24 protein-coding genes are annotated in these 20,801 nt (G+C 54.0%); 13 read left to right on the plus strand and 11 right to left on the minus strand.

Annotated features, from left to right (window positions below; all coding sequences use genetic code 11):
- Positions 1–621 precede the first annotated feature (621 nt).
- The 3 genes from E1H13_RS18710 to E1H13_RS18720 all read left to right on the plus strand — a co-directional run bounded on the left by E1H13_RS18710 (position 622) and on the right by E1H13_RS18720 (position 3,248).
- A complete protein-coding gene (locus E1H13_RS18710; protein WP_169615471.1) occupies positions 622–1,188 on the plus strand; it encodes a photosystem I assembly protein Ycf4 in 567 nt (188 codons plus the stop codon).
- Positions 1,189–1,345: 157 nt separating this feature from the next.
- Positions 1,346–2,101 carry a peptidylprolyl isomerase gene (locus E1H13_RS18715; protein WP_169615473.1) on the plus strand — a complete coding sequence of 252 codons (756 nt, stop codon included), beginning with the start codon at positions 1,346–1,348 and terminating at the stop codon, positions 2,099–2,101.
- A gap of 4 nt (positions 2,102–2,105) precedes the next feature.
- Positions 2,106–3,248, plus strand: coding sequence for a beta-ketoacyl-ACP synthase (locus E1H13_RS18720; protein ID WP_169615474.1), 1,143 nt, complete (start codon positions 2,106–2,108; stop codon positions 3,246–3,248).
- A 372-nt stretch (positions 3,249–3,620) separates the two neighbouring features.
- On the opposite strand, the gene E1H13_RS18725 is transcribed toward E1H13_RS18720, so the two are convergent.
- Positions 3,621–4,526: a cation diffusion facilitator family transporter gene (locus E1H13_RS18725; RefSeq protein WP_169615475.1), complete on the minus strand. Its 906-nt coding sequence runs from the start codon at positions 4,524–4,526 to the stop codon at positions 3,621–3,623.
- Between the two features lie 328 nt (positions 4,527–4,854).
- Between E1H13_RS18725 and E1H13_RS18730 the strand changes: the two genes are divergently transcribed.
- Positions 4,855–5,721, plus strand: a complete 867-nt coding sequence (locus E1H13_RS18730; RefSeq protein WP_169615476.1) for a PEP-CTERM sorting domain-containing protein — start codon at positions 4,855–4,857, stop codon at positions 5,719–5,721.
- A gap of 167 nt (positions 5,722–5,888) precedes the next feature.
- Here E1H13_RS18730 and rpmB read toward each other — a convergent pair whose 3' ends face one another.
- Complete coding sequence (gene rpmB, locus E1H13_RS18735) at positions 5,889–6,125, minus strand: 50S ribosomal protein L28 (RefSeq protein ID WP_169615477.1); 237 nt, start codon at positions 6,123–6,125, stop codon at positions 5,889–5,891.
- 375 nt (positions 6,126–6,500) lie between these two features.
- On the opposite strand from rpmB, the gene E1H13_RS18740 reads away from it, so the two are divergent.
- On the plus strand, positions 6,501–7,163 hold the full coding sequence (locus tag E1H13_RS18740) for a TVP38/TMEM64 family protein (RefSeq protein WP_206070695.1): 663 nt from the start codon (positions 6,501–6,503) through the stop codon (positions 7,161–7,163).
- Between the two features lie 227 nt (positions 7,164–7,390).
- Here E1H13_RS18740 and E1H13_RS27380 read toward each other — a convergent pair whose 3' ends face one another.
- The 4 genes from E1H13_RS27380 to E1H13_RS18765 form a co-directional block, all read right to left on the minus strand.
- Positions 7,391–8,101 carry a TIGR04283 family arsenosugar biosynthesis glycosyltransferase gene (locus tag E1H13_RS27380; protein ID WP_169615481.1) on the minus strand — a complete coding sequence of 237 codons (711 nt, stop codon included), beginning with the start codon at positions 8,099–8,101 and terminating at the stop codon, positions 7,391–7,393.
- Between the two features lie 8 nt (positions 8,102–8,109).
- On the minus strand, positions 8,110–8,784 hold the full coding sequence (locus E1H13_RS27385; RefSeq protein ID WP_240966721.1) for a TIGR04282 family arsenosugar biosynthesis glycosyltransferase: 675 nt from the start codon (positions 8,782–8,784) through the stop codon (positions 8,110–8,112).
- A 3-nt stretch (positions 8,785–8,787) separates the two neighbouring features.
- Positions 8,788–9,306 carry a hypothetical protein gene (locus tag E1H13_RS18760; RefSeq protein WP_169615483.1) on the minus strand — a complete coding sequence of 173 codons (519 nt, stop codon included), beginning with the start codon at positions 9,304–9,306 and terminating at the stop codon, positions 8,788–8,790.
- Positions 9,307–9,392: 86 nt separating this feature from the next.
- Positions 9,393–10,352, minus strand: a complete 960-nt coding sequence (locus tag E1H13_RS18765) for a glycosyltransferase family 9 protein (protein ID WP_169615485.1) — start codon at positions 10,350–10,352, stop codon at positions 9,393–9,395.
- A gap of 133 nt (positions 10,353–10,485) precedes the next feature.
- On the opposite strand from E1H13_RS18765, the gene ispD reads away from it, so the two are divergent.
- Positions 10,486–11,181, plus strand: a complete 696-nt coding sequence (ispD, locus tag E1H13_RS18770) for a 2-C-methyl-D-erythritol 4-phosphate cytidylyltransferase (protein WP_169615487.1) — start codon at positions 10,486–10,488, stop codon at positions 11,179–11,181.
- Positions 11,182–11,570: 389 nt separating this feature from the next.
- Here the strand turns inward: ispD and E1H13_RS18775 are convergent, their stop codons facing one another.
- Complete coding sequence (locus tag E1H13_RS18775) at positions 11,571–11,702, minus strand: photosystem II reaction center protein Ycf12 (protein ID WP_169615489.1); 132 nt, start codon at positions 11,700–11,702, stop codon at positions 11,571–11,573.
- 152 nt (positions 11,703–11,854) lie between these two features.
- On the opposite strand from E1H13_RS18775, the gene E1H13_RS18780 reads away from it, so the two are divergent.
- The 3 genes from E1H13_RS18780 (at position 11,855) to E1H13_RS18790 (ending at position 13,220) form a co-directional block, all read left to right on the plus strand.
- Positions 11,855–12,211 carry a YkgJ family cysteine cluster protein gene (locus E1H13_RS18780; protein WP_169615491.1) on the plus strand — a complete coding sequence of 119 codons (357 nt, stop codon included), beginning with the start codon at positions 11,855–11,857 and terminating at the stop codon, positions 12,209–12,211.
- Positions 12,212–12,428: 217 nt separating this feature from the next.
- Complete coding sequence (locus E1H13_RS28070) at positions 12,429–12,806, plus strand: TMEM165/GDT1 family protein (protein WP_278002529.1); 378 nt, start codon at positions 12,429–12,431, stop codon at positions 12,804–12,806.
- A gap of 129 nt (positions 12,807–12,935) precedes the next feature.
- A complete protein-coding gene (locus tag E1H13_RS18790) occupies positions 12,936–13,220 on the plus strand; it encodes a TMEM165/GDT1 family protein (RefSeq protein WP_169615494.1) in 285 nt (94 codons plus the stop codon).
- Between the two features lie 66 nt (positions 13,221–13,286).
- On the opposite strand, the gene E1H13_RS18795 is transcribed toward E1H13_RS18790, so the two are convergent.
- Positions 13,287–13,817, minus strand: a complete 531-nt coding sequence (locus E1H13_RS18795) for a DUF4149 domain-containing protein (RefSeq protein ID WP_169615496.1) — start codon at positions 13,815–13,817, stop codon at positions 13,287–13,289.
- Positions 13,818–14,135: 318 nt separating this feature from the next.
- Between E1H13_RS18795 and E1H13_RS18800 the strand changes: the two genes are divergently transcribed.
- Positions 14,136–14,744: an HAD family phosphatase gene (locus E1H13_RS18800; protein ID WP_169615498.1), complete on the plus strand. Its 609-nt coding sequence runs from the start codon at positions 14,136–14,138 to the stop codon at positions 14,742–14,744.
- Positions 14,745–14,927: 183 nt separating this feature from the next.
- On the opposite strand, the gene sodX is transcribed toward E1H13_RS18800, so the two are convergent.
- Both sodX and sodN read right to left on the minus strand, forming a co-directional pair.
- The gene (gene sodX, locus E1H13_RS18805; protein ID WP_240966722.1) at positions 14,928–15,326 is read right to left on the minus strand and encodes a nickel-type superoxide dismutase maturation protease; all 399 of its coding nucleotides are present in this window, start codon (positions 15,324–15,326) and stop codon (positions 14,928–14,930) included.
- A 101-nt stretch (positions 15,327–15,427) separates the two neighbouring features.
- Positions 15,428–15,901: a superoxide dismutase, Ni gene (gene sodN, locus E1H13_RS18810; RefSeq protein ID WP_169615500.1), complete on the minus strand. Its 474-nt coding sequence runs from the start codon at positions 15,899–15,901 to the stop codon at positions 15,428–15,430.
- 808 nt (positions 15,902–16,709) lie between these two features.
- Between sodN and E1H13_RS18815 the strand changes: the two genes are divergently transcribed.
- Positions 16,710–17,231: an NYN domain-containing protein gene (locus E1H13_RS18815; RefSeq protein ID WP_169615502.1), complete on the plus strand. Its 522-nt coding sequence runs from the start codon at positions 16,710–16,712 to the stop codon at positions 17,229–17,231.
- 182 nt (positions 17,232–17,413) lie between these two features.
- On the opposite strand, the gene mutL is transcribed toward E1H13_RS18815, so the two are convergent.
- Positions 17,414–19,153: a DNA mismatch repair endonuclease MutL gene (mutL, locus tag E1H13_RS18820; RefSeq protein WP_169615504.1), complete on the minus strand. Its 1,740-nt coding sequence runs from the start codon at positions 19,151–19,153 to the stop codon at positions 17,414–17,416.
- A gap of 241 nt (positions 19,154–19,394) precedes the next feature.
- Here mutL and E1H13_RS18825 point away from each other — a divergent pair, with 241 nt between their 5' ends.
- Both E1H13_RS18825 and cofG read left to right on the plus strand, forming a co-directional pair.
- Positions 19,395–19,733 (plus strand): rhodanese-like domain-containing protein, encoded by a 339-nt coding sequence (locus E1H13_RS18825; protein WP_240966723.1) that lies wholly within the window; start codon positions 19,395–19,397, stop codon positions 19,731–19,733.
- A gap of 67 nt (positions 19,734–19,800) precedes the next feature.
- Positions 19,801–20,772, plus strand: a complete 972-nt coding sequence (gene cofG / locus E1H13_RS18830) for a 7,8-didemethyl-8-hydroxy-5-deazariboflavin synthase subunit CofG (RefSeq protein WP_169615508.1) — start codon at positions 19,801–19,803, stop codon at positions 20,770–20,772.
- Positions 20,773–20,801 lie beyond the last annotated feature (29 nt).

A 20,801-nucleotide genomic window follows, 5' to 3' on the forward strand; every position in this document is an offset into this window, starting at 1 on the left:
CGATCGCGCTTTAGCCAGTCGTCAAGGACGTCGAACCATCCTCGCTGGGCTTGCGCGCGTCCCATTGCTATGGTCATGTCAAATCCTCTTTATATGACATCTAGTCCATATAAGGTCATGGCACTGTTGGATCCAGAACGAGTCTGGCAGAGCATTGCCTCAGAGCAGGGCTGTATTACTATTAAGTATTCCAGATATTCAGAGCCAGAACAAAAAAATCTTGCTCCAACGCCTGTGGCCTGTCTGAGGTAACCCGATTAACCTTTGCAGTGATAACTGCATCAGGACAGGTTTCTACTTATGATAAGGAGTGTTCCAAGTTTTTACAATCTGATACGTAGATTCTCATAAAGATATAGGTCTACATGCCGTATGGCCCGAGGGTGGTAATTGTACTGATGGCGAGTGCTTGCGCCCCTAGAGCCTTACTTCTCTCCCTTGTCCAGATTAAGCTTTGGCCTTCTAGCATGCTTAGGTGACCTGTGGGTCGAACGTCTGGTGTAGGCTGTTGCGGTTTAGACTAGGAGTTATAAACAATAGCTCTGTTGCTTCACAGCCTGTAAGGTTGCTCTAGGGGCATCAGAGACGACGTTTCAAACGTTTGTATTTCTTTACACAACTATGGCAGCCTCAACTCAATCCGCTGAATCCCAATCGCTACAGCGCGCCGTCCTTGGTGCCCGTCGCCTCAGTAATATGTTTTGGGCGGTGGTCTTGAGCTTAGGGGGGGCGGGCTTTTTCTTGGCGGGGCTATCGAGCTATCTAGGCCGAAATCTCTTGCCTTTTTCGGATCCCACTCAGTTGGTATTTATTCCCCAGGGGATTGCCATGGGGTTCTATGGAGTGGCTGCTCTGGGACTGGCTACGTATCTCTGGTTAGTGATTGCCCTGGATGTCGGGGGTGGTTACAACCAGTTTGACAAGGCGAATAATCAGGTACGCATTGTTCGCCATGGTTTCTTTGGCGATAATCGACACATTGAAATTGAGCATCCGCTGGATCAGATCACCGCGATTCGAGTCGCCATCAAGGAAGGGCTAAACCCTAAGCGAGCCTTATATTTGAAAATTAAGGGGCGTCCTGACATTCCCCTAACTCGGGTGGGGCAGCCTATTCCCCTGGCGGAGTTGGAAAATCAAGGGGCTGAACTCGCTCGGTTCTTGCAGGTACCCCTAGAGGGGTTGTGATGCTCAGGCGGACAAGGCTGTCCGGGTGGTGAGAATGACAGAGTAGGGCGACAGGTCCAGAGCCTGACAGGTTGATCGGACTGCCATAATTTCTGAACGACCGATTTCTGGACTACCATGAAGAGCTAACTTGAATTGATTCGGAGCAAAACAAGCAATGGGACTGCATAGTCGCACATTTTCGATTGCCCTGGCCGCTCTTTTAGTACTGTGGTTAGGGGCTTGTACCAACTCTGATCCCCTAGATTCTCCCTCTGCTGAAGCCCCACCCACTGACCCAGAGGCATCGGTCGAGTTGACGGAGGTGCCAGCGGCCCTCGGTGATCTGCCTACCCTGAATGGCATGGCCACGGTAGAAATGGTGGTTAACGGCTCCTCCATCTTGATCGAAGTCGATGGGGAGAATGCCCCGATTACGGCCGGTAATTTTGTGGACTTAGTTGATCGCGGGGTATACGACAACCTGGTGTTTCATCGAGTCGTTCGCGAACCAGAGCCATTTGTAGTGCAGGGAGGGGATCCACAGAGCAATGATCCCGATGTACCTGCCCAGCAGTGGGGTACGGGTGGGTTTATCGACCCTGACAGCGGTGCCCGCCGGTTTATTCCCTTAGAGATTACGCCCCAAGGGGCCGATGAACCGATCTACAGCCAGACCTTAGACGAAGCTCAAGTGGCGGCAGCACCGGAACTACCTCACAGCCGCGGGGCGGTGGCCATGGCGCGCTCTCAGGCGGTGGATTCAGCCTCATCGCAGTTTTATGTCACCCTGGCTGATTTGCCCTTTTTAGATGGCAGTTACGCCGTGTTCGGTTACGTTACGGAAGGCATGGATGTGGTGGACGCCATCCAGCAGGGGGACCGGATTGAGTCAGCTCGGGTGGTGGAGGGCTTAGACAATCTCCAAAGATAGTGCCATGCCCGCTGTTTTGGTGACCGGGCTGGGGATGGTGACCGCTTTAGGGCCAACGGCTGCCATCAACTGGTCTAGGCTAATCGCCCAGCAAACTGGAGTTTGCCTACGGCAGCCCTACGCCGCGTTCCCCCCCCTACCCCTGGGGATGGTGGGTAAGGCGCCAGCCCAGTTGGATGATTTGCTAGCCCAGGCACTGACTGAAGCCCTCGCCGATGCTGGATTGCCCCCGTCACTGCCGGATTGTGGTGTGGTGATTGGATCGAGTCGCAGTTACCAGGGCCGGTGGGAGCAAATGGCCATGTCCTGGCTAACTGATCAGCAATCTCCGAAACCAGAGCAGTGGTTAGGGGCTTTACCGTCCATGGGGGCGATCGCGGTGGCCCAGTCTATAGAAGCCACTGGTCCCGTTCTGGCCCCCATGGTGGCGTGCGCCACTGGCCTTACGGCGATCTTTCAAGGGGCAGAACTGATTCGTCAAGGCCAGTGCGATCGCGTTATCGCTGGGGCTGTAGAGGCTCCTGTTACCCCCTTGACCCTGGCTGGCTTTCAGCAAATGGGAGCCTTGGCCAACACGGGCTGCTACCCCTTTTCCCCTGAGCGGGAGGGGTTAGCGCTAGGGGAAGGGGTGGCCATTTTGGTCTTAGAGTCAGCAACGGCCCTGGCCCAGCGATCGGGCAAGCCCCCCTATGGTCAAATCTTAGGGGCTGGGTTCCGGGTTGATGCCCACCACCGCACTGCCCCTGACCCTAACCAAATTGGCAGCCGACTGGCCCTCAGCGCCTGCTTACATCACAGTGGCTTAAGGCCTGAAGCTGTGGACTATGTGCATACCCACGGAACCGGTACTGTCCTGAATGATGCCCATGAAGCTAGATTATTGTCAGAGGGGTTTGCCCGGCCTCCTGCTGCCAGTTCTACCAAAGGGGCCACAGGGCATACCCTTGGCGCTTCTGGGGCGATTGGGGCTGCCTTTAGTCTGATGGCCTTGCGCCATCAACAGTTGCCACCGAACGTTTGTGGCCAAAACGATTCTATTTACCCTGCCCTGGTAACCAGGCCGACCGCAGCCCCAATCAGCGTGGCCCTGTGCCTTAGCTTTGGCTTTGGCGGCCAGAATGCGGTGCTGGCCGTTGCCCGCCCCTAGAAATCCGGTACAGAAATCCGGTACAGAAATCCGGTTGCTTGGCCAGACAGCAGATTATTTCGTAGAGCCGTGACGAAGAAACCGGGTTCTTAACCCTACAGGGCGGGAGCCTCGCCTTAGCGCTATGCCCCTACAGCGATCAACACTCCCAGTACTTTAATTAGAGGCACGTCCCTTTAGGGACCTGGCTGACTCTTGCTCCCGTTATCCGCTATGACTCGTTTGACTAGAGACTAGTAGTCAGTCAAAAAAACATAACGAGAGATGTGACTTGGGGGGCACGGTGTACGGCTCGCCTTAAACGGCATACCGTACTCCGTGCACCGTATACCGTAGACCCTTCTGACCCGTCACCTCTGGCTTGACAGACCACTAGTAGGTAATGTCATCTTCTGTATATTCTCTGGGTTCAATGTGGATGGTAATGCGAGCTGGGCCGTAGAGGTCTTCCAGGTGATCTTCTACTGCTTCCGTAATTCTATGGGCCGCTTCTACGGTCGTGGGTTTAACCACTAGGTGCATGTCGATAAACACTTGTCGCCCGAGCAAGCCCCGGGAGGCAATACTGTGGCAATTGATTACCCCTGGAACCTGCATGACTTGCTGGTGGATGGCTTCAGGGGCGATCGCCATTTCATCCACCAGCCAGGGCAAGTTTTCCCGTAGTACCTCCCAACCACTCTTAAACACCAGTAACGCCACTGGAAAGGCGAGGACAATATCTAGCCATTGCAGCCCCTGCCAGATGCCAATTAACCCTCCCAGCACCACAATGGTGGTCCAAATATCGCTCATGGTGTGGCGGGCATCGGCCAGCAGAAATTTGTTGCCTAGGGCTAGGCCCATTCGCCGTTCGTAGAATGCGACAAAAACATTAATGCCCAGCACAATCAGCATGATCCACAGGGCTGTGGGACCAATCGTGACGTCGCTGGTACCCGTCAAAATGCGTTCTACGGCACTCTGTAGAATTTCAAAGCAGGCGATACCTAAGAAGGCCGCCACTCCCAGAGCGCCAATCGCTTCATATTTTTGGTGACCATAGGGATGATCCCGGTCGGGGTGAGGATTGGCCAGACGATTGGTGGCCAGCCCCAGGACATTATTCGCCCCATCGGTCACACTGTGGAGCGCATCGGCCATCAGACTCAGGGAACCGGTCAGCCAGCCCACGGTTACCTTCAGCCCCACAGTCACGATATTCAATCCTAAAGTAATGAGCAGCACCCGTTGCACAATGCCACGATGATCAGTAATTACCGGATGGGAATGGGTCATAGGGATAAGTGCAACTGCCTAAATACTATCAACTATCAAAGGCTTGTATTCGCAGCAGATGGTCTGGTTGGATAGTCGGGGTCGGTCCCTGGGACTGATTCAGCCTGTATCACCCGCAAAACCGCTGATTCTCCAGGAACATTTCTTTACTTTCACCGTCTAAGCACCTAGACACGAGTGCGTCATTGATCAAAGTGCGTTTAAGGATTATGTAAATCCCCGGATCTCCTCCCCCTCAATTACTTGCAGCTTCGTTACGGTATTAGGGGAGGATATCAGTGATCGCTACTCCTCCCATCGGTGAACAGTCCCCCTACCAAGACACACCATGCAGCGTTGCTTAAAAACAAGCATAACGGCCCTAGGGGCAGCAGTAGCCATGGGGGGTTTGCCGATCGCAGTTGCCGCTAGTCATCCCCCTGGGTCGGCGTCTTCTTTGCCAGACTTGATTGAACTGCAAAGCGGTAATTCCACCTACCGGGCCGATATCCTGCGATTTAGTGAACACCAGGGTTGGTGGGTAGACGAGGTTGACAACCTCTTTACCGATCTTTACTTTCTTAACTTTGGTAACGACTTAGCCCAGCGAGACCTACGACTGGAAGATTTTGAGTTCCTGTCCTTTAGCCAACCATCAGCCGATCGCTTTACCGCAGATTTCTTTGTGCTGGGGGCTAATCTTAATTTTTCATTGACCTCTTCGCTGCAGGGGTTTGAGTCGGGTAGTTTTAGGTCGGTACGCGAAGAAACGGTCACCTTGCTGAACAGCAGCCGTGACCCCATAGATATCAGCCTGTTTAAATACCTGGACCTAGACCTGGGGGGGGTATTTGACAATGACAGCGTTATCTTTGCCGACAATGTTTTGACTCAATTCGATCCGTCAGGGGCGATCGCGACGTTAAGCGTTGATCAAACCCCTGCAGCAGTAGCCATGGATGAGTATCCAATACTGCTGCAAAAGTTTTACAACCAGAACCGGACTAATTTGAGCCCCGGCAACGACAGTTTGAGTAACACTGACGTGGCTGCCGCACTACAGTTTGACCATCACCTGGCCCCAGGCGAGTCGATTAGTTTCAATTTCGTTAAACAAATTAGCCGCCGATCGGACTCAAAGGCAGTGCCAGAACCCACAGCGTTCTTAGCCTTTGGGGTCGTAGCCGCTGGACTGGTTTTGATGCGGCGTTCTTAGGGCCAGCCACTTAAGGGGGCACCTGCAATTAGGGATCGCTAAACCGAGAGGCTAGCACTGACACAAAGCAGCAGCGTCATCTTCAACTGACTATTCTCAATGGATCAGATAAAATATAGCGCTGCCACCTTGAGGTCAGGCTATGAGGGCTTAAAGCCTGGGACTTATTAGCACTTGTTGAGATTGATGCCAGCTTCCTTGGCCATGGCTTCAAGCCCCTTAGATTGAAGGGTTTTAAGAGCTTTGGTGGAAATGCGCAGCTTCACCCAGCGGTTGCCCTGGGGCCACCAAACCCGCTTATCCTGCAAATTGGCCTCTTGCAAACGCTTGGTGCGACGGTGAGAGTGGGAAATCGCAAAGGCATTGTTAGCCTTTTTTCCAGTCAGCTGACACTTACGACCCATGGGTATTCTCCGACAATAATCAAACGGCATAACGGCACAGTCTTAAACTATAGCAGATAAATAACCGGCCTGTAGCCCCTATCCTGGTGGTGGGTTAGGGTTTTGCGGGTGGGATGCTCGGTGCCGCCATCCCAGTCTCAGCCAACCCTCAGCCAACCCTTAGGCGTCAATCAGACAAGATCCCAGTAATCAGGGCATAACGATAAAGAGATACGTTCTAGTCGCGATCGCTCACCCTCCTACAGCCCAAAGGACTTTATCATGAAGCCACATTATCGCTATTTACCCCAACGGTTGAAACCCATGATCTGGTTGAGTTTAGGTAGTCTGTCTTGGGCGATCGCTGCCGCCCCGGCCCTGGCCCAAGGTGCCGACATGGCCACCGGTGGCTTTAATCCCCAAGCTTGGCTCCTCAGTGCCCTAGGGTGGATTGACGGCCTGGGCATCGTGGGTGGGCTGGCCTTTATGGCTGTCTATATCGTTGCCACTGTGGCGTTTTTGCCAGGGGCAATTTTGACCCTGGGGGCTGGGATCGTGTTTGGGGTAGCCTTGGGCTCGGTCTATGTCTTTGTGGGGGCTACTACGGGGGCGATCGCAGCGTTTTTAGTTGGGCGCTATTTGGCCCGGGGGTGGGTCAGCCAAAAAATTGAGGGGAACCCAAACTTTAGCGCCATCGACCATGCGGTGGCCCATGAAGGGTTCAAAATTGTACTGCTGACCCGGCTCTCCCCGGTATTTCCGTTTAATCTGCTGAACTACGCCTTTGGGATTACCGGCGTGTCCCTTAGGGATTATGCCCTGGGCTCTGTGGGCATGATTCCTGGCACGATCATGTATGTGTACATCGGTTCCTTAGCCGGAGATTTAGCCCGTCTTGGTGCCGCCGGACCGCAGACGGCTAACCCCCTGGTACAGTGGACGATTCGGATTGTCGGGTTGGTGGCCACGGTAGCGGTGACCGTATATGTGACCCGATTGGCTCGGCAGGCGTTGGCGAAGCAGGTGGGAGAAGGGGAGATGGGGGAGGTGAAGAGGTGAAGAGTGGGGGAGATGGGGAGAGTGGGGGAGATGGGGAGAGTGGGGGAGAAGGGGAGAGTGGGGGAGATGGGGAGAGTGGGGGAGATGGGGAAGGTGGGGGAGATGGGGAAGGTGGGGGAGATGGGGAAGGTGGGGAGAGTTTGCCTGAGGGGGATCAGGGTTGTGTGAAAGCACCGATAACACCCGCAAGCCGCAACCTGAAACCTGCAACCTGAAACCCGCACCTCCTACCCCTTAGCTTTAAATGGGTTTTTCCAATGGCGATACCAGCGGGCCAGACGTTGGGGAGATATGCCCACGTAGTAGCCGAGAATCATCAGCTGGTTCAGGAGGGTGGTATAGATGACGCCATGGGTTTGCCAGCGACGGTTAGAGGTGATGACATATCCAGGCGCGATCGCGATTCTGCCTTGCTGCCGGAGGCGTCGAATCAACACAAAGTCTTCCATGATCGGCAGGTCTGGGAATCCGCCTAACCCATGAAACCTGGCTGCCGTCAGAAAAATACCTTGATCCCCATAGGGCATCTGCAACCAGCGGCTTCTGAGTTTGACCCCCCATTCCACCCACCGCAACCCCCAGCCTGAACCGGCGATCGCCAAGTCAAAGGCACCAGCCACGACACCGGGCTGGGCCAAGGTTCGACGGACGAGTTGGTCAACCTGGGGGGGCAGTTGGGTATCCCCATGGAGAAACAGCAACATCTGGCCTGTGGCCACCTGGGCCCCGCTATTCATCTGCTGGGCTCGCCCTGGGGCGGTCGTGATCACCTGGGCCTGGTGCGATCGGGCGATAGCTACAGTACTATCTGTGCTGCCCCCATCGACCACAATCACCTCTAAAGGGTAAGAGGAACTGAGGGTATCTAGAGTCCGACCTAGGTGGCTAGCCTCGTTTAGGGTGGGAATGATCACAGACAGGGTAGCATTCTCTGCCATGGCAACGGCTAAACCAGAGCTTGGCGGTGGGATTGCCAAAATGCTAAGTCTTCTGGGGTGTCGATGTCCGTGAGAGTGGGCAGATAGGCCATGGTTAACCCCAGGGCTTGGGCGATGGCGACGGTGCGAGCCAGGACCTCAGCCGTACTCCAGGGAATGTTCTGAAAGAGTTGGGGATAGTACTGGCGCAGGCCAATCAGGTAGTAGCCGCCATCATTCGCTGGCCCCAGTACCAGGTCATGGCTGGCCAGGGCTTGAGCCGCCTGGGCCAGAATGGCCCGATCTAGCCAGGGGCAGTCAGTGCCGATCGCGATCGCCTGCTGATACCCCTGGTCAAACGCTGCTTGGAAGGCAGTTCCCATGCGATCGCCTAAATCGCCAGATGGTTGCTGGCGATAGGTCAAGTCATCCCCAAGCCAGCGCACCATCGGGGCAACCGCCTGACCGGCAAACCACACAGTGACGTCTACTGACTGGTCTTGGCCCCAAGCTTTGACTTGAGCCAGGGTCAACTCCGTTAGCTGTCGATACAGATCAATGGCCCCTTGGGGTCCCAGGGCTGGGATTAGGCGAGTCTTGGCCCGTCCTGGTTCTGGATAGCGGGCAAACACCAGGATGGCTGTGGTATCGGTGGAGGGGGCTGTCATCAGCTGCCGTTTATATCGACCAAACGTATCGACCAAACGTCAGGCATCTGCATCGTCCTCATCGGATTGATCTAGGTCAGGGGGGGCAGATTCCACCTCAGGCTCAGCTACGGCGGCTGGTTCGACCTTCACGGCAGCTGGGGCTGGCTCAGGGGGAGCGCTATCGACCGTAGGCTGACTCGGGGCCGCCGCTGTGGGGAGTGGCTCGGGGTCTTTTAGGCCCAACTGCTTGCGGGCCTGGCTCAACAGGTAGGTCGCTCCCGATTGGACGGTATCGAGCACCGCTTGGCCTGTGCTTGCCGCCGATTGGGCCTCCGACTTTTCTGCCTTTTCCCCCAGGCCGTTGTACCAGATGCGGGCATTACGCCCTAATCCCACAGAGGTACGATAAAACCATTCAGCACCCACAAAGGTCAGGCAAATGACCAACCACACCAGGATCCCAGTTTCCTTCAAAATTTCCCAGGTGCGGATGAACGTTTTTTTGTATAGCTCGCCAGTGTCAGACGCAAAAACGAGCTGGCCGACCTGATTTGCTTGTTCCTTAATCTTATCCATAGGTATTAACCCTCCAATGCCGAGATGGTCGTGGTCTATGGTAGCCCCTGATGACGGGGGGCGTAGTCTGCTCATGGTGGGAAACCTTAGGCAGCTTCGCTCCAAATGGTCTGTAGCACCGTTGTCGGGTCAAGATCGGCCAACTGCCCGGTTTTAGAGGCAATGGTGACCAGCCGCTGATCATCCCCATTACCGGTCACTAAGGCTGCATCAACCTCCTCAGCCCCCAGTAACCCTAGGGCATAGACATCCAAGGCTTTAGCCAGGTAGAGCGGGTAGCTGTCTACAGAGATCAGCAGATTGGCCCCAGCAATTAAAGCCGCCAATTGGCCACTGGTTTCCGGTTCCATGGTCTTGACGCTGGGCAATTGTGCTTGAATAGCGGCGACGGGGTCAGCGGTGGCGGAGGTTTGAATCAGAACCACCGGCAGGTCAGGCTGACGCTGCTGAAAATCCTTCAGGACCGACACCCATGCCTGAATTGGGTAGCTGTCTCCAGCATGGGTCGGGCCAGGGTAAGCCAACACATAGCCGCCTTCTAGATTGGCGGCCTTACCCATGGCTTCTACGGCGGCAATGTCCCCCTGGGGGACATTGATGGTCAAGGGAGGCGGCGGGCTGCCCACATTCAACTGGTGAAGTAATGTGCTGTACTGGGCACTTAAGGGCTGATCGGCTTTGAGGGGGACTGTCTTGGTGAGTAACCAATTGTTAGCTCCCCCGGCAAACCCCAGCCGAGTGGGAATACCGCTGAGCCATAGCAGTATCGCCACCGACCAAGACTGGGTCCCTGTCAGAACCACGTCAAAGTCGCGATCGCGCACAATACCCAGAAGGTTAGCCTTATCGGCTGGGCTATTGCTGACTCCAAAGGTGTAAGGAACCACCTCGGTAACGGCCTTCGACAGGCTATAGATATCCTTGGCCTCTGGGGACACCACTACTGTGATTTCAGAGGTCTTAAACTCACTGCTTAGCTGATTGACTATGGGAAAGAACCGCAGTTGGTCATCAATCCCCCCCGGAACCAGAGCCAGTACCCGCATATTTAAAGTCCATGCCTATTCGCAAGTTATTGTAGTGGAACCCGAGGAAGATTTAGGGGCTATCTGGCTAACAAAATCGAATATTTTCAATAAAGCGCTGGAAAAAACTGCCAAAGAAATTGCCAAAGTATCTATGATATCTGTTCATCTTCTCATTCCTGCCGCTGGTCTGGGCCGGCGTATGGGGGCCGATCGCAATAAGGTACTGCTCAGCCTGATGGGGCAGCCCATCATCGCCTGGACCTTGCTAGCCGCCGAAGCCGCTGAAGCGATTCGCTGGGTGGGGCTGATTGGCCAGCCTGCCGATCAATCGGCCCTGATGGCGATCGCGGCGGATCTGGGCCTGACTACCCCGGTGCAGTTTATTGTCGGCGGCGACACCCGTCAGGAATCGGTTTATAACGGTCTGCAAGGGCTACCCGCTGACGCCACCCGAGTGCTGATTCACGACGGGGCCCGCTGTCTGGCCACCCCAGCCCTCTTTGACCGCTGTGCTGCGGCCCTGGACGACTGTCAGGGATTGATTGCCGCCATCCCGGTCAAAGACACGATCAAAGTGGTGGACGACCAGGGCACCATTACCGCCACCCCTGCTCGCCAGGGGCTCTGGGCAGCCCAAACCCCCCAGGGATTTGATGTGGCCCTGCTTAAACAATGTCATGAAAAGGGAGTACAAATGGGTTGGAGTGTCACCGATGACGCCGCCCTGTTCGAGCAGTGCCACCTCCCTGTCCAGGTGGTGCCTGGGGAGGAAACCAACCTCAAAGTTACTACTCCAGTTGATTTAACGATCGCTGAGTTTATCCTCAAACAGCGGTTAGCGACTTAGGTGACTTCTGGAAAACTTTCTTCCCAGTGGTGAGCCATGTCCACCCTACGGTAGCTACGATCGCTGACTTAACGTGGGGATGATATCTTTGCTCGGATATCCCCTTAGCCGGGGGGAGATAAGTCGGTGGACAAAAATAAAGGGCGCAACGTCGCTGGTTGAGCGGAGTCGAAACCAGCGACGAGGCCTGAGCGGAGTCGAAACCAGCGACGAGGCCTGAGCGGAGTCGAAGGCCGGATCAAGGATCAGTCAGTATCAGTAATTGTGTCCATATACTTAACTGGCGGGAACCTCTAAAGCCGTTAACCGTAGCCAAAAAAAAAGGATGCTAGTCACTAGCATCCCAATGAGAAGACAACCTACCGTTTTACCAGTCCTTGACAGATCGGCTACAGATCGCCGCCCCGCAGGAACAGCAAAAAGACGATGGCCGGTCCAGCAATCACGATCATGGCCAGCATCAGCAACTGAGCGATAAGCTCAAAGTTGATACTGCTGAAAACACTACTGATAAAGCTCATGGAACCTCCCAACACAGGCCTGTAAACTAGAACCATTAGATTCGTTCGAGGCTTATTCTACCTGGTTACGACCGGCATTTTTTAGATAACTTAACAAAATTCTAAGGCAGCTCAAGTCTGTAGCCTGCCTGATTCATGTCTGAGGAGATTGAATGGCCACCTGGCAATGTGTAACGTCCTGCGGGGCTTGCTGCTATTTAGCCCCTAACGAACGCCCTGATTTAGATCAGTACCTTTCCCCCGACCAACTGGCGCTGTACCTCAGTCTGGTGGGTGCTAACGGCTGGTGTATTCATTACGATCCCCACGATCGCCGCTGCACTATCTATGATCAACGCCCGGACTTTTGCCGGGTTACAGCCACCACCTTTGAGGTCATGTTTAACATCGATCCATCTGAGCTGAATGAGTTCGCTATCGACTGTTGCCAGGAGCACATTGATGACATCTATGGCGAAGACAGCCCCGAGATGCAGCGGTTTAATCAGGCGGTAGGGTGGACGACGTAGGGACAGACGGGTGTGTCTGCCCTGGCGAGAAACCGTGGCCCAGTGGATGGGGATAACAAGGAGCCGCTTCCCGCAGGGTGGGGGAATGAGAAGGCTGAATTTTGAATTAAATCCATAACCGGGGTTGGAGGTTGCGATCGCGGCTGACTTTGCAGATAATGAAAAAAAAATGAAAAGTGGCGATCGCCATGCCCTCTAGCCATGTCCTCTAAGCGTCTTGCCTGTGTCTTTGACTAGCTCTCGCCCATTGCCTGCATCCCCATCGTCAACCCCTGATTCTCCGACTGCCTCGCCACCAAAGGCTAGGGCTAGCTTCCAGCGGGTATTCGCCTCGACGTTCATCACGATTTTTTTAGCTGAGTTGGGGGACAAAACCCAGGTCACCACATTGTTGATGAGTGCCCAATCCGAAGCCCCCTGGATTGTGTTCTTGGGGGCTGGGAGCGCCCTGATCGCCACCAGCTTGATTGGCGTCTTGCTGGGGCAGTGGCTGGCTCGGCGGCTATCGCCTCAAACCCTAGACACAGCTGCTGGGGCAATCCTCCTCGGTATTACCATTTGGCTACTGTGGGATATCGCCCACCTGCCCGCTTAGTACCTTCCCCTGAGCACCGCATACCTGACACCTGACACCTGACACCCTCAGCAACGGTGATTCCACTTCTGGCCAGGCCCTACTAAATATCTATCTACCCCTCTGACCCCTAACTTCCCCCTTACCCCCATGGACTGGAACCTCCTTGCCCTTAGCTTTGCCGCCGTCTTCGTCTCAGAACTGGGCGATAAAAGTCAGCTAGCCGCGATCGCCCTGGGAGGCAGCTCAAAATCCCCCAAAGCTGTTTTCTTGGGCACGGCGGGGGCGCTGCTATTGGCCAGTTTCCTAGGAGTATTGATCGGGGAAGGAACCGCCCAGATCTTGCCCGAGCGGTTGGTCAAAGCCGTGGCAGCGGTGGGGTTTGCCCTCTTGGCCGTTAGATTACTTTGGCCAGGAGAATCGTCAGGGGATTAGCCTTCTAAGGGCTACCCAGCCATAAGTAAGTCCAACCAGAATAGGCCCCCTAGACCACCCGCCTGATTACCTCGCTGGGCTGTCTACCCTCAAGTCCTTGAAGGTTAGCTTTAGCAAGGCGGCGCAGCCTAACAGCTTCAGCGCTTCTAGGCCAAAATATAGCCCGTGCAGCTGGTCCATCGCTGCTGGAACGTGGGTAGGTTCAAACAAATTCAAGGAAATACCCAACCCCCCCATGGCCGGAGATAACCCATAGGTGAGCACCAGAGTAATGGCCAGTAGGACCACGGCAATTTCCACGGCCCAGCGACTGCGCATGCCGCTGACCATCACGGCCTGCTCTTGACGAGCTTGGCGGGTGACCAGCAGGCCTGTCAAAATTAGCGCTGCACACACTAGTTCAAGGCGGTTAAACACCCAAAACAAACCATATCCAGCGGTACCGAAGTCAGGCTGGGTCATCATGCCGCTGACGAACATGCCGGGCATTACCACAAAGTCAATCAGCAGACTGCTGCTAAACCAGAAGGTCAACGCCAATAAGACGACCCCAACCCAGTTAATGGGCTTAGCAGTAGGGGTAAGCAAGGTATTCATAGTTATTAGGCCCTGAAACAAGAAAGAAACGTTAGGACGGCCTGATCGAATGGCCAGGACAGAGTCTAAGCTCAAAGAGCGGTGGGAGGGCTATCCTCACCACTGGAACTCCCATACAACCTAGAGAGGTATCGATAATTTCAGCCTAACCAACTTTGCTGCGGGCGGACGTGAACTATTCTTTCAGGCCCAGGAAATTAATCCAAATGTTACAGTGAGATACAATCATCCCTGAGCCTTACCCAATAAAGGATTTACCCCAGGTAATGGTTTGCTCAGGCCCATATTGGTTGATAAAAGTTTAAGGTTTTTAACAGTATGATTAAGCACATTCTTCTAGATATGGGCGGGGTGCTGATTGACCTGCAGTGGCAAGATCGGGTAGGAAAGTTGTTGGGGCGTTCCCTGCCGATCGATGAGCTCCATCATCTCTGGGTCAGTGCCCCCAGTACCGTTGATTTTGAGTCAGGGCGTACTGATTTTGACCAATTCACGGCAGCGTTTATTCAAGATTTTGACTTGGCATTGCCTCCGGATATTGTTCAGCACGAATTCCTAGAGATTGTGCAAGCGCCTCTACCGGGTTGTGAAGCCATGCTCAGTGCCCTCAAACCCCAGTACCATCTGTCGTTGTTATCCAATACTAATCCAGCCCATTTCGGCAAATTGCGCGATCGCTATGACTTTTTTGAGACACTAGATCGGCTGTTTTTATCTTACGAAATTGGTGTCATGAAGCCCAGTTCTGCCATTTTTGACCATGTATTAAAGGAACTGAGTGCAGCCCCAGATAAGGTGGCCTTTTTCGACGATGGTGCTCGTAATGTGGAATCTGCTAAAGCGCTAGGTATTCAGGCTTATCGAGTCGATTCTCCAGCGGAGATTATGGCCATTGTCGAGACATTCTCTGGGGCATCAACGACCTAATTTCACCCAGGGCATGACCCGGTAGCGGTGTTCAAATTCTGAGCAATTCAGGCAATCGCTGTTTTCCAAGGGTGGAATTTGATTAGGACGAATTCGCGACTTGGAAAAGGCAGTGTCAACCATGGCCAAGCAAAGTCCCATTTATGGTTGTATTTTACCGCTTAGATCTGCGATCGCTATAGATTAAGGAAACCGGCAAACCACTTGCCCTAGCAGGCAATGGCCTGGTACTAGGCCAAAATCCCGGCTGTCGGTACTGGCAGCGGTATTGATTCCCCCCAGAAAATAGTCTCCCCCCTCCCCATAGACCACCCACTTAATCAGCCGCAGATGTGGGCAGGTGGGGTGTATAGCCACCACCAGATCCCCTAGCTGGGGATCGCTACGGCGGTAAGCTCGGGGGTTCAACAGCACCTCTTCTCCAGGTTTCAGCAGAGGTACCATGGAACGGCCCGTCACCCGGAACCGTTGCCGCCGCCTTAGCAGCCAGAGGGCAATGTCCCTCAGCCGACTCGATCGTAAGGCTGAGGGAGGACCAGGATCAGGGTGATTAGTCTGGGAGGTGCCTGGAACCATAGCCATGGAGCCTAGACAACATCAAGGCCCAACTTCTGCAGTTGCTAATCCATGGGGCCTAGAACTACGCAGAAGTCAGGTCTCTTACAGAATTGAGCTCAAGCGCTTTAGCTGGCGGTATACCAAGAGATATCGCGACTCTTAGTGGCCCAAAACATGTTGTGGATCTTTTGAATGGCGTCCATCAACTCGGTGGCGTGTTGCACACTCACCTCAACCTTACAGGCCGAGCATAGTTTTGCTGCCTGCCAAAAGGTGTCATGCAAATCGGGAAACTGCTCTAGGTGCACTGGCTTAAAGTAGTCAGTCCAGAGGATGAGCAGCTCATCTTTGGCAATTTGGGCCTGCTCTTCTTTGATGGCCGTATAGCGAGAGAATGTGTTGTTGTAGGTAATGGTGGCTGCTTTATCACCAGCTGCTGGCAATTCCAGGTCCACTAGCTTTTTGGTCATCGACAGAACCGCTTCACCAGCGATCCGGGCCGAAGAAGGGTCATAAACGCCGCAGGGGCCGTCGCAATGGGCGCTAACCTCTGGGGCCGGAAACCAGGTCTGGAGCTTAGAAATGGTTTGTTTTAGCATGGTAAATCCGATGTTTGAACGCGTCTCAGTCACTTAGTAACCAGTAAACTCAAGGAGGCTCTACTCCTCTGCCGCTGCCCCCAGAGCGTTGGGCCAGGTGGCCTCATCCCTATGGGGGGCAGGGGGATATAAAGTCTATAATGCCATTCTACAGACTGATTTCGCCTCCTGCGCAACAGGCTAATATCTGTCAGATGGTTGAAATTGTGTTGGGGTAGAGTCTGCGACTCGCTCACAGCAGCCCAATGATGGTAGGCTAAGGCTCAAGCATAGCGGCACCTAGGAAACCATTGCCCCCACGGTTGGTCCCCGCTACCGTTATAATGGGAAGATATTCATTAGTAGTATTTATGAAAATTTCAATTATGGAGATTAATATTCAGTAGTCCTTAAAATTTGCTTGTATTCTGTACGGGTTCTATTATCACCACTGCTGGTTGAACGGCCTGATATCGAGCCATGAACATTTTGGTTCGTAGTTAGATTGCTTGTCGTAGCCAGTTAGAGAGAGCGGCTTCAGGGGAGTGGCCAGGTGATGATGGGGCTAGATATTTTTAGGGGAAACCGCTAAGCTATATCTTTCTTGCCAAAATGTCCCCGCCAAAATGTGGAACGGTTCATGACCTGGCAACTTTCTTGATGGGGTTAGCCCTGGCTAGCTCTTAGGAGATTACCCCTGATGAGGTAGTCCATTGGGTTGCTGCGATTACATTTTAGATACGTCAGGGTCAGTTCATGCTACTTAAAATTTAATTTTAATGATTGATTAAACCGATTAACTATAAAACTATATCTAAATTGATTTTTTATGTCTTGTAAGCACGGTCTGAAACGCCTTTCGATTTTTGTTGATGGCAACAATATGTTTTATGCCCAGCAGAAAAATGGCTGGTTTTTTGATCCTAAACGGGTACTGGAGTATTTTTTGACCAAGGACGGCGGTGCCACTCTGGTGAATGCCTTTTGGTACACAGGGTTGAAGGATCCTCAAGATCAGAGAGGTTTCCGAGATGCGCTGATTAGTCTAGGCTATACTGTTCGCACTAAGATCCTGAAAGAATACTACGACGACAACTCTGGACGGTATTCCCAAAAAGCTAATTTAGACATCGAAATTGCCATCGACATGTTCAATACTGTCGATCAATATGACGAGGTGGTTTTATTTAGTGGTGATGGCGATTTTGAGCGGGCCATAGAGTTGTTGCGCTCTAAGAGCACTCACATTACGGTGGTCTCTACGGAAGGGATGATTGCCCGAGAACTGCGTAACGCCACCGACTGTTATATCGATCTCAACAAAGTACGCAAGTACATTGAGAAAGATTGAACTTAAGGCTAATGTCACTGATTTAAGGCTGGTGGGCAGAGCCCACCCTACGACAGATCAAGGCTTCTGGCCATTTGCAATGGTTACATTGCAGCTTATTTCAGTGACATTCAACTTAAGGCAGTTCAGGAGATTCCTCCCCTTGGTCGGAATGACATGATTTACCTACGATTCTCTCTTGATCACTCAATGCCATGGCTTTTGCCCACCACCCAGTGCCGCCTGAAGTAGCGGGCTAAACTGCTTTCTTTGAGCGTCAGGCAAATGGGGCGACCATGGGGACAGGTGCGTGGCTGACGAGTGCGTTGCCAGTCGTCCAATAGGTGCTGCATGGCCTCTAGGGTGAGGGGGGTGCCGTTGCGTAGGGCGGTGCGGCAGGCGATCGCCACTTGGGCCGCCTGCAAGTCTCCCCCCTGGCTGAGTTCTAACAGAGCCTCCGCTAGAGCGGGGTGCTGGACCAGGGGGGCGGGGGCACTGCGTACGGCCCAACCCTGCGGTCCAAAGGGTTCGATCGCTAGTCCTAGACCTTGCAACTGGTTGACCTGTTGGTCTGACAGATGATCAAGCACGACCGGAGGCGTTAGCGGCACAATGTGCCAGCGATCTTGGAGTCGCTCGTACAGGACACGCTCATGGGCAATATGTTGCTCAATCAGGCAGAGGCCGTCAGGCTGTTCGGCCAAAATGTAGCGATCGTGGACCTGGGCGATCGCCCGCAGGGCCATCATCTTTCCTTGAGGTAATGGATCAGACAGGTCAATACTGGTTGCCACTGAACCGCTGTAAGCACCGGGCTGCTCCGCCGCTTTGATCAGCTGAGTCACGCGCTGTTGGTGGCTGTGCTCGGGAAGGGCGTCGGTCTGACCAGCCAGCAAGGTATTGACCAACCTCTGCACCTGGGTTACCCAGTGGTCCATTTGATGTAGGTATAGGGTTGATTTATCCGGGCTACGGTTCCAGTCAATGTGGCTGGGGTTGACGGTCAAGTGCACAAAACACAGGGGATAGCGATGTCGGGGCAATGTATGGCGAAAGGCTTGGATGATGCCTTGCTCTAAATCGGCGATCGACACCAGGCGACCATTGACCGCAACTTTGATCCAGTCGGGGCGGGGGCGGTGGCAGCGATCTGGCAGACCTATCACCCCATAGAGGTGGTGGTTAGCGGAGGAGTCGGGGGTGGCCTGAACCGCATTGTCGCCGGAGTCATCCCCTTGCCGTAGATCAGCGACAGCGACGGTCTTGAGCATCTGCGGAATTAGCGACATGGCGGTGTCCCCTGGGGTCAGGCGGAGCCAGGGGCGATCGCCCAGGTGCACTGTCCAGGTGACCGCTGGATGGGCCAGGGCACTGTGATAAACCACCCACTGCACGTCTTTTAGTTGCCGAGCCTGGGTTGGCAATCGCTGCCGTCGGGCTGGCCATGGGCCAAATAAATCTGTCACCGTCACAATGGTGCCAGGGGCCATCGCCACAGGCATCTCCCCTTCAGCCTTGCCCTGGGGGGTATAGGTCACTTGCCAGCCCGCCGTATTGCCGGGAGGCCGACTGCAAATCTGCAATTGGGCGGCCTGGGCCAGACTATGGAGGGCTTCTCCCCGAAATCCTAAGCTTTCAACTTGCCAAAGATCCTGTTGGGTACGAATTTTGCTGGTGCTATGGGGCACTGCGGCCACGAGTAAATCGGCCTTGGCCATGCCAGTCCCGTTATCCGCCACCTTGACTTGGCCCCGCTCGGGCCACAACCCAATGTCAATGTGGGTTGCTTGAGCATCTAAAGCATTATCCACCAGCTCTCGTACCACAGCCCCAAAGGAATCAATCACCTCGCCAGCGGCAATGTGGTGAACCACTTCGGTGGGCAGCGCTTGAATGATGACTGCGGTGGAACTGCTGTCAGTGGGGGGGGGATTAATGGCCATTGCCGACAGAGAGGACTGGGTAGAGCTACTGCCATCCTAAAGGAATTGCCCGCTATCGCAATTGATTGATAGTTCTCAATGCAAGTGACGTGACTGGGTGGCAACTTTGTCCACGTTTCTAAACAAAAGTTTGCGATAAATTTTAAGGTTTGTTACATTGCAGATATTCGTTCTCTCTTCTCTCTCAAGGATCCTCCTCACTATGAATCGTATTTTCGGTTTGTTTCCGAAGCCATCACCGATGCAGCCCGAATCCCGCGTGTACGACCTAAAAGAGCGGCTAGATTGGGGCGAACCAGCCCTAACTATCATTGACGTCCGCGATCGTAGCGAATTTAAAAGCAGCCACGTCACTGGGGCTATTTCCATTCCTGCCGATGGGTTGTTGACTGCAGCGCCCAAGTGTTTTGAGTGGGACCGCGATTTGTACATCTACAGCAACACCGATGATGAATCGATGGTGATCGCCGACCAACTGCGGCAGGCTGGATTTTCTCGGGTGTCTATTTTGCGGGGTGGCGTAGCAGCTTGGAAAGCCGCTGGCTTTCCTGTAGAAGCGGTAACGATGGCTGTCGTTTGACCTAGTTTGTCTGGTCTAATCTTACTGGGCATGCAGCTGCATGCCCAGACTGGATTGCTGCTTTGCTATGCCTTCTGACCTCTGTCGTACCGTTACCTACAGTCCGGCCTATACCCTGGTGCCGACCTATGAATGTTTCAACCGCTGTACCTACTGCAACTTTCGTACTAATCCTGGCCAATCCCCCTGGTTAAGCCTAACCGAGGCGGCAGAGCAATTGGTAAGCTTACGCCGCCAGGGGGTGATTGAAGTCCTGATCCTCAGTGGCGAGGTTGCCCCGGGTAGTCGACGTCGTGCCGGTTGGTTTCGTCATATTTATCGCCTCTGCGAATTGGCTTTAGAGGCCGGGCTCTTACCCCACGCCAATGTCGGCCCCTTATCTTGGGCAGAACTGACCCAGCTGAAGCAGGTGAACGTTTCCATGGGCTTGATGGTGGAGCAGGTGTCCCCTAAGTTGTTGGAAACCGTACATCGCCATGCCCCCAGCAAGCGGCCGGAGTTACGCTTGCAGCAACTCACCTGGGCCGGGGAAATGGCCATTCCGTTTACCACTGGTCTGCTGCTGGGTTTGGGAGAAACCGAAGCTGATTGGGTGGACTCATTAATGGCGATCGCGGCGATTCACCAGCGCTACGGCCACATTCAAGAAGTGATCCTTCAGCCCCATAGCCCTGGTCAGCGTCAGATCGTGTCTGGTAATCCCCTAGCGGAGGTGGACCTGCTGCGGGCTGTCACTCTGGCAAAAGTTCACCTGCCAGCCTCCATTGCCCTACAAATTCCCCCTAATTTGGTCAGCCGTTCGACCCTGTTGGCTTGCCTTGATGCTGGTGCTAGGGATATTGGCGGTATTAGTCCGGTGGATGAAGTTAATCCAGACTATGCTCACCCCTGTCCGGTCAGTCTTGGGGATGCGATCGCCCCGGCGGGTTGGCACCTGCGCCGACGTCTCCCTGTCTATTCTCAATATGACAGTTGGCTACCTCCAGCGTTAGCTGCATTGGTCAAAACATGGCGCGATCGCCTCTTGGCCGCTGTCTGAAAAATGGTCTCCCCAATAGTGGGCGATGC

The sequence above is a fragment of the Nodosilinea sp. P-1105 genome, from assembly GCF_012911975.1.
Taxonomy (GTDB): Bacteria; Cyanobacteriota; Cyanobacteriia; order Phormidesmidales; family Phormidesmidaceae; genus Nodosilinea.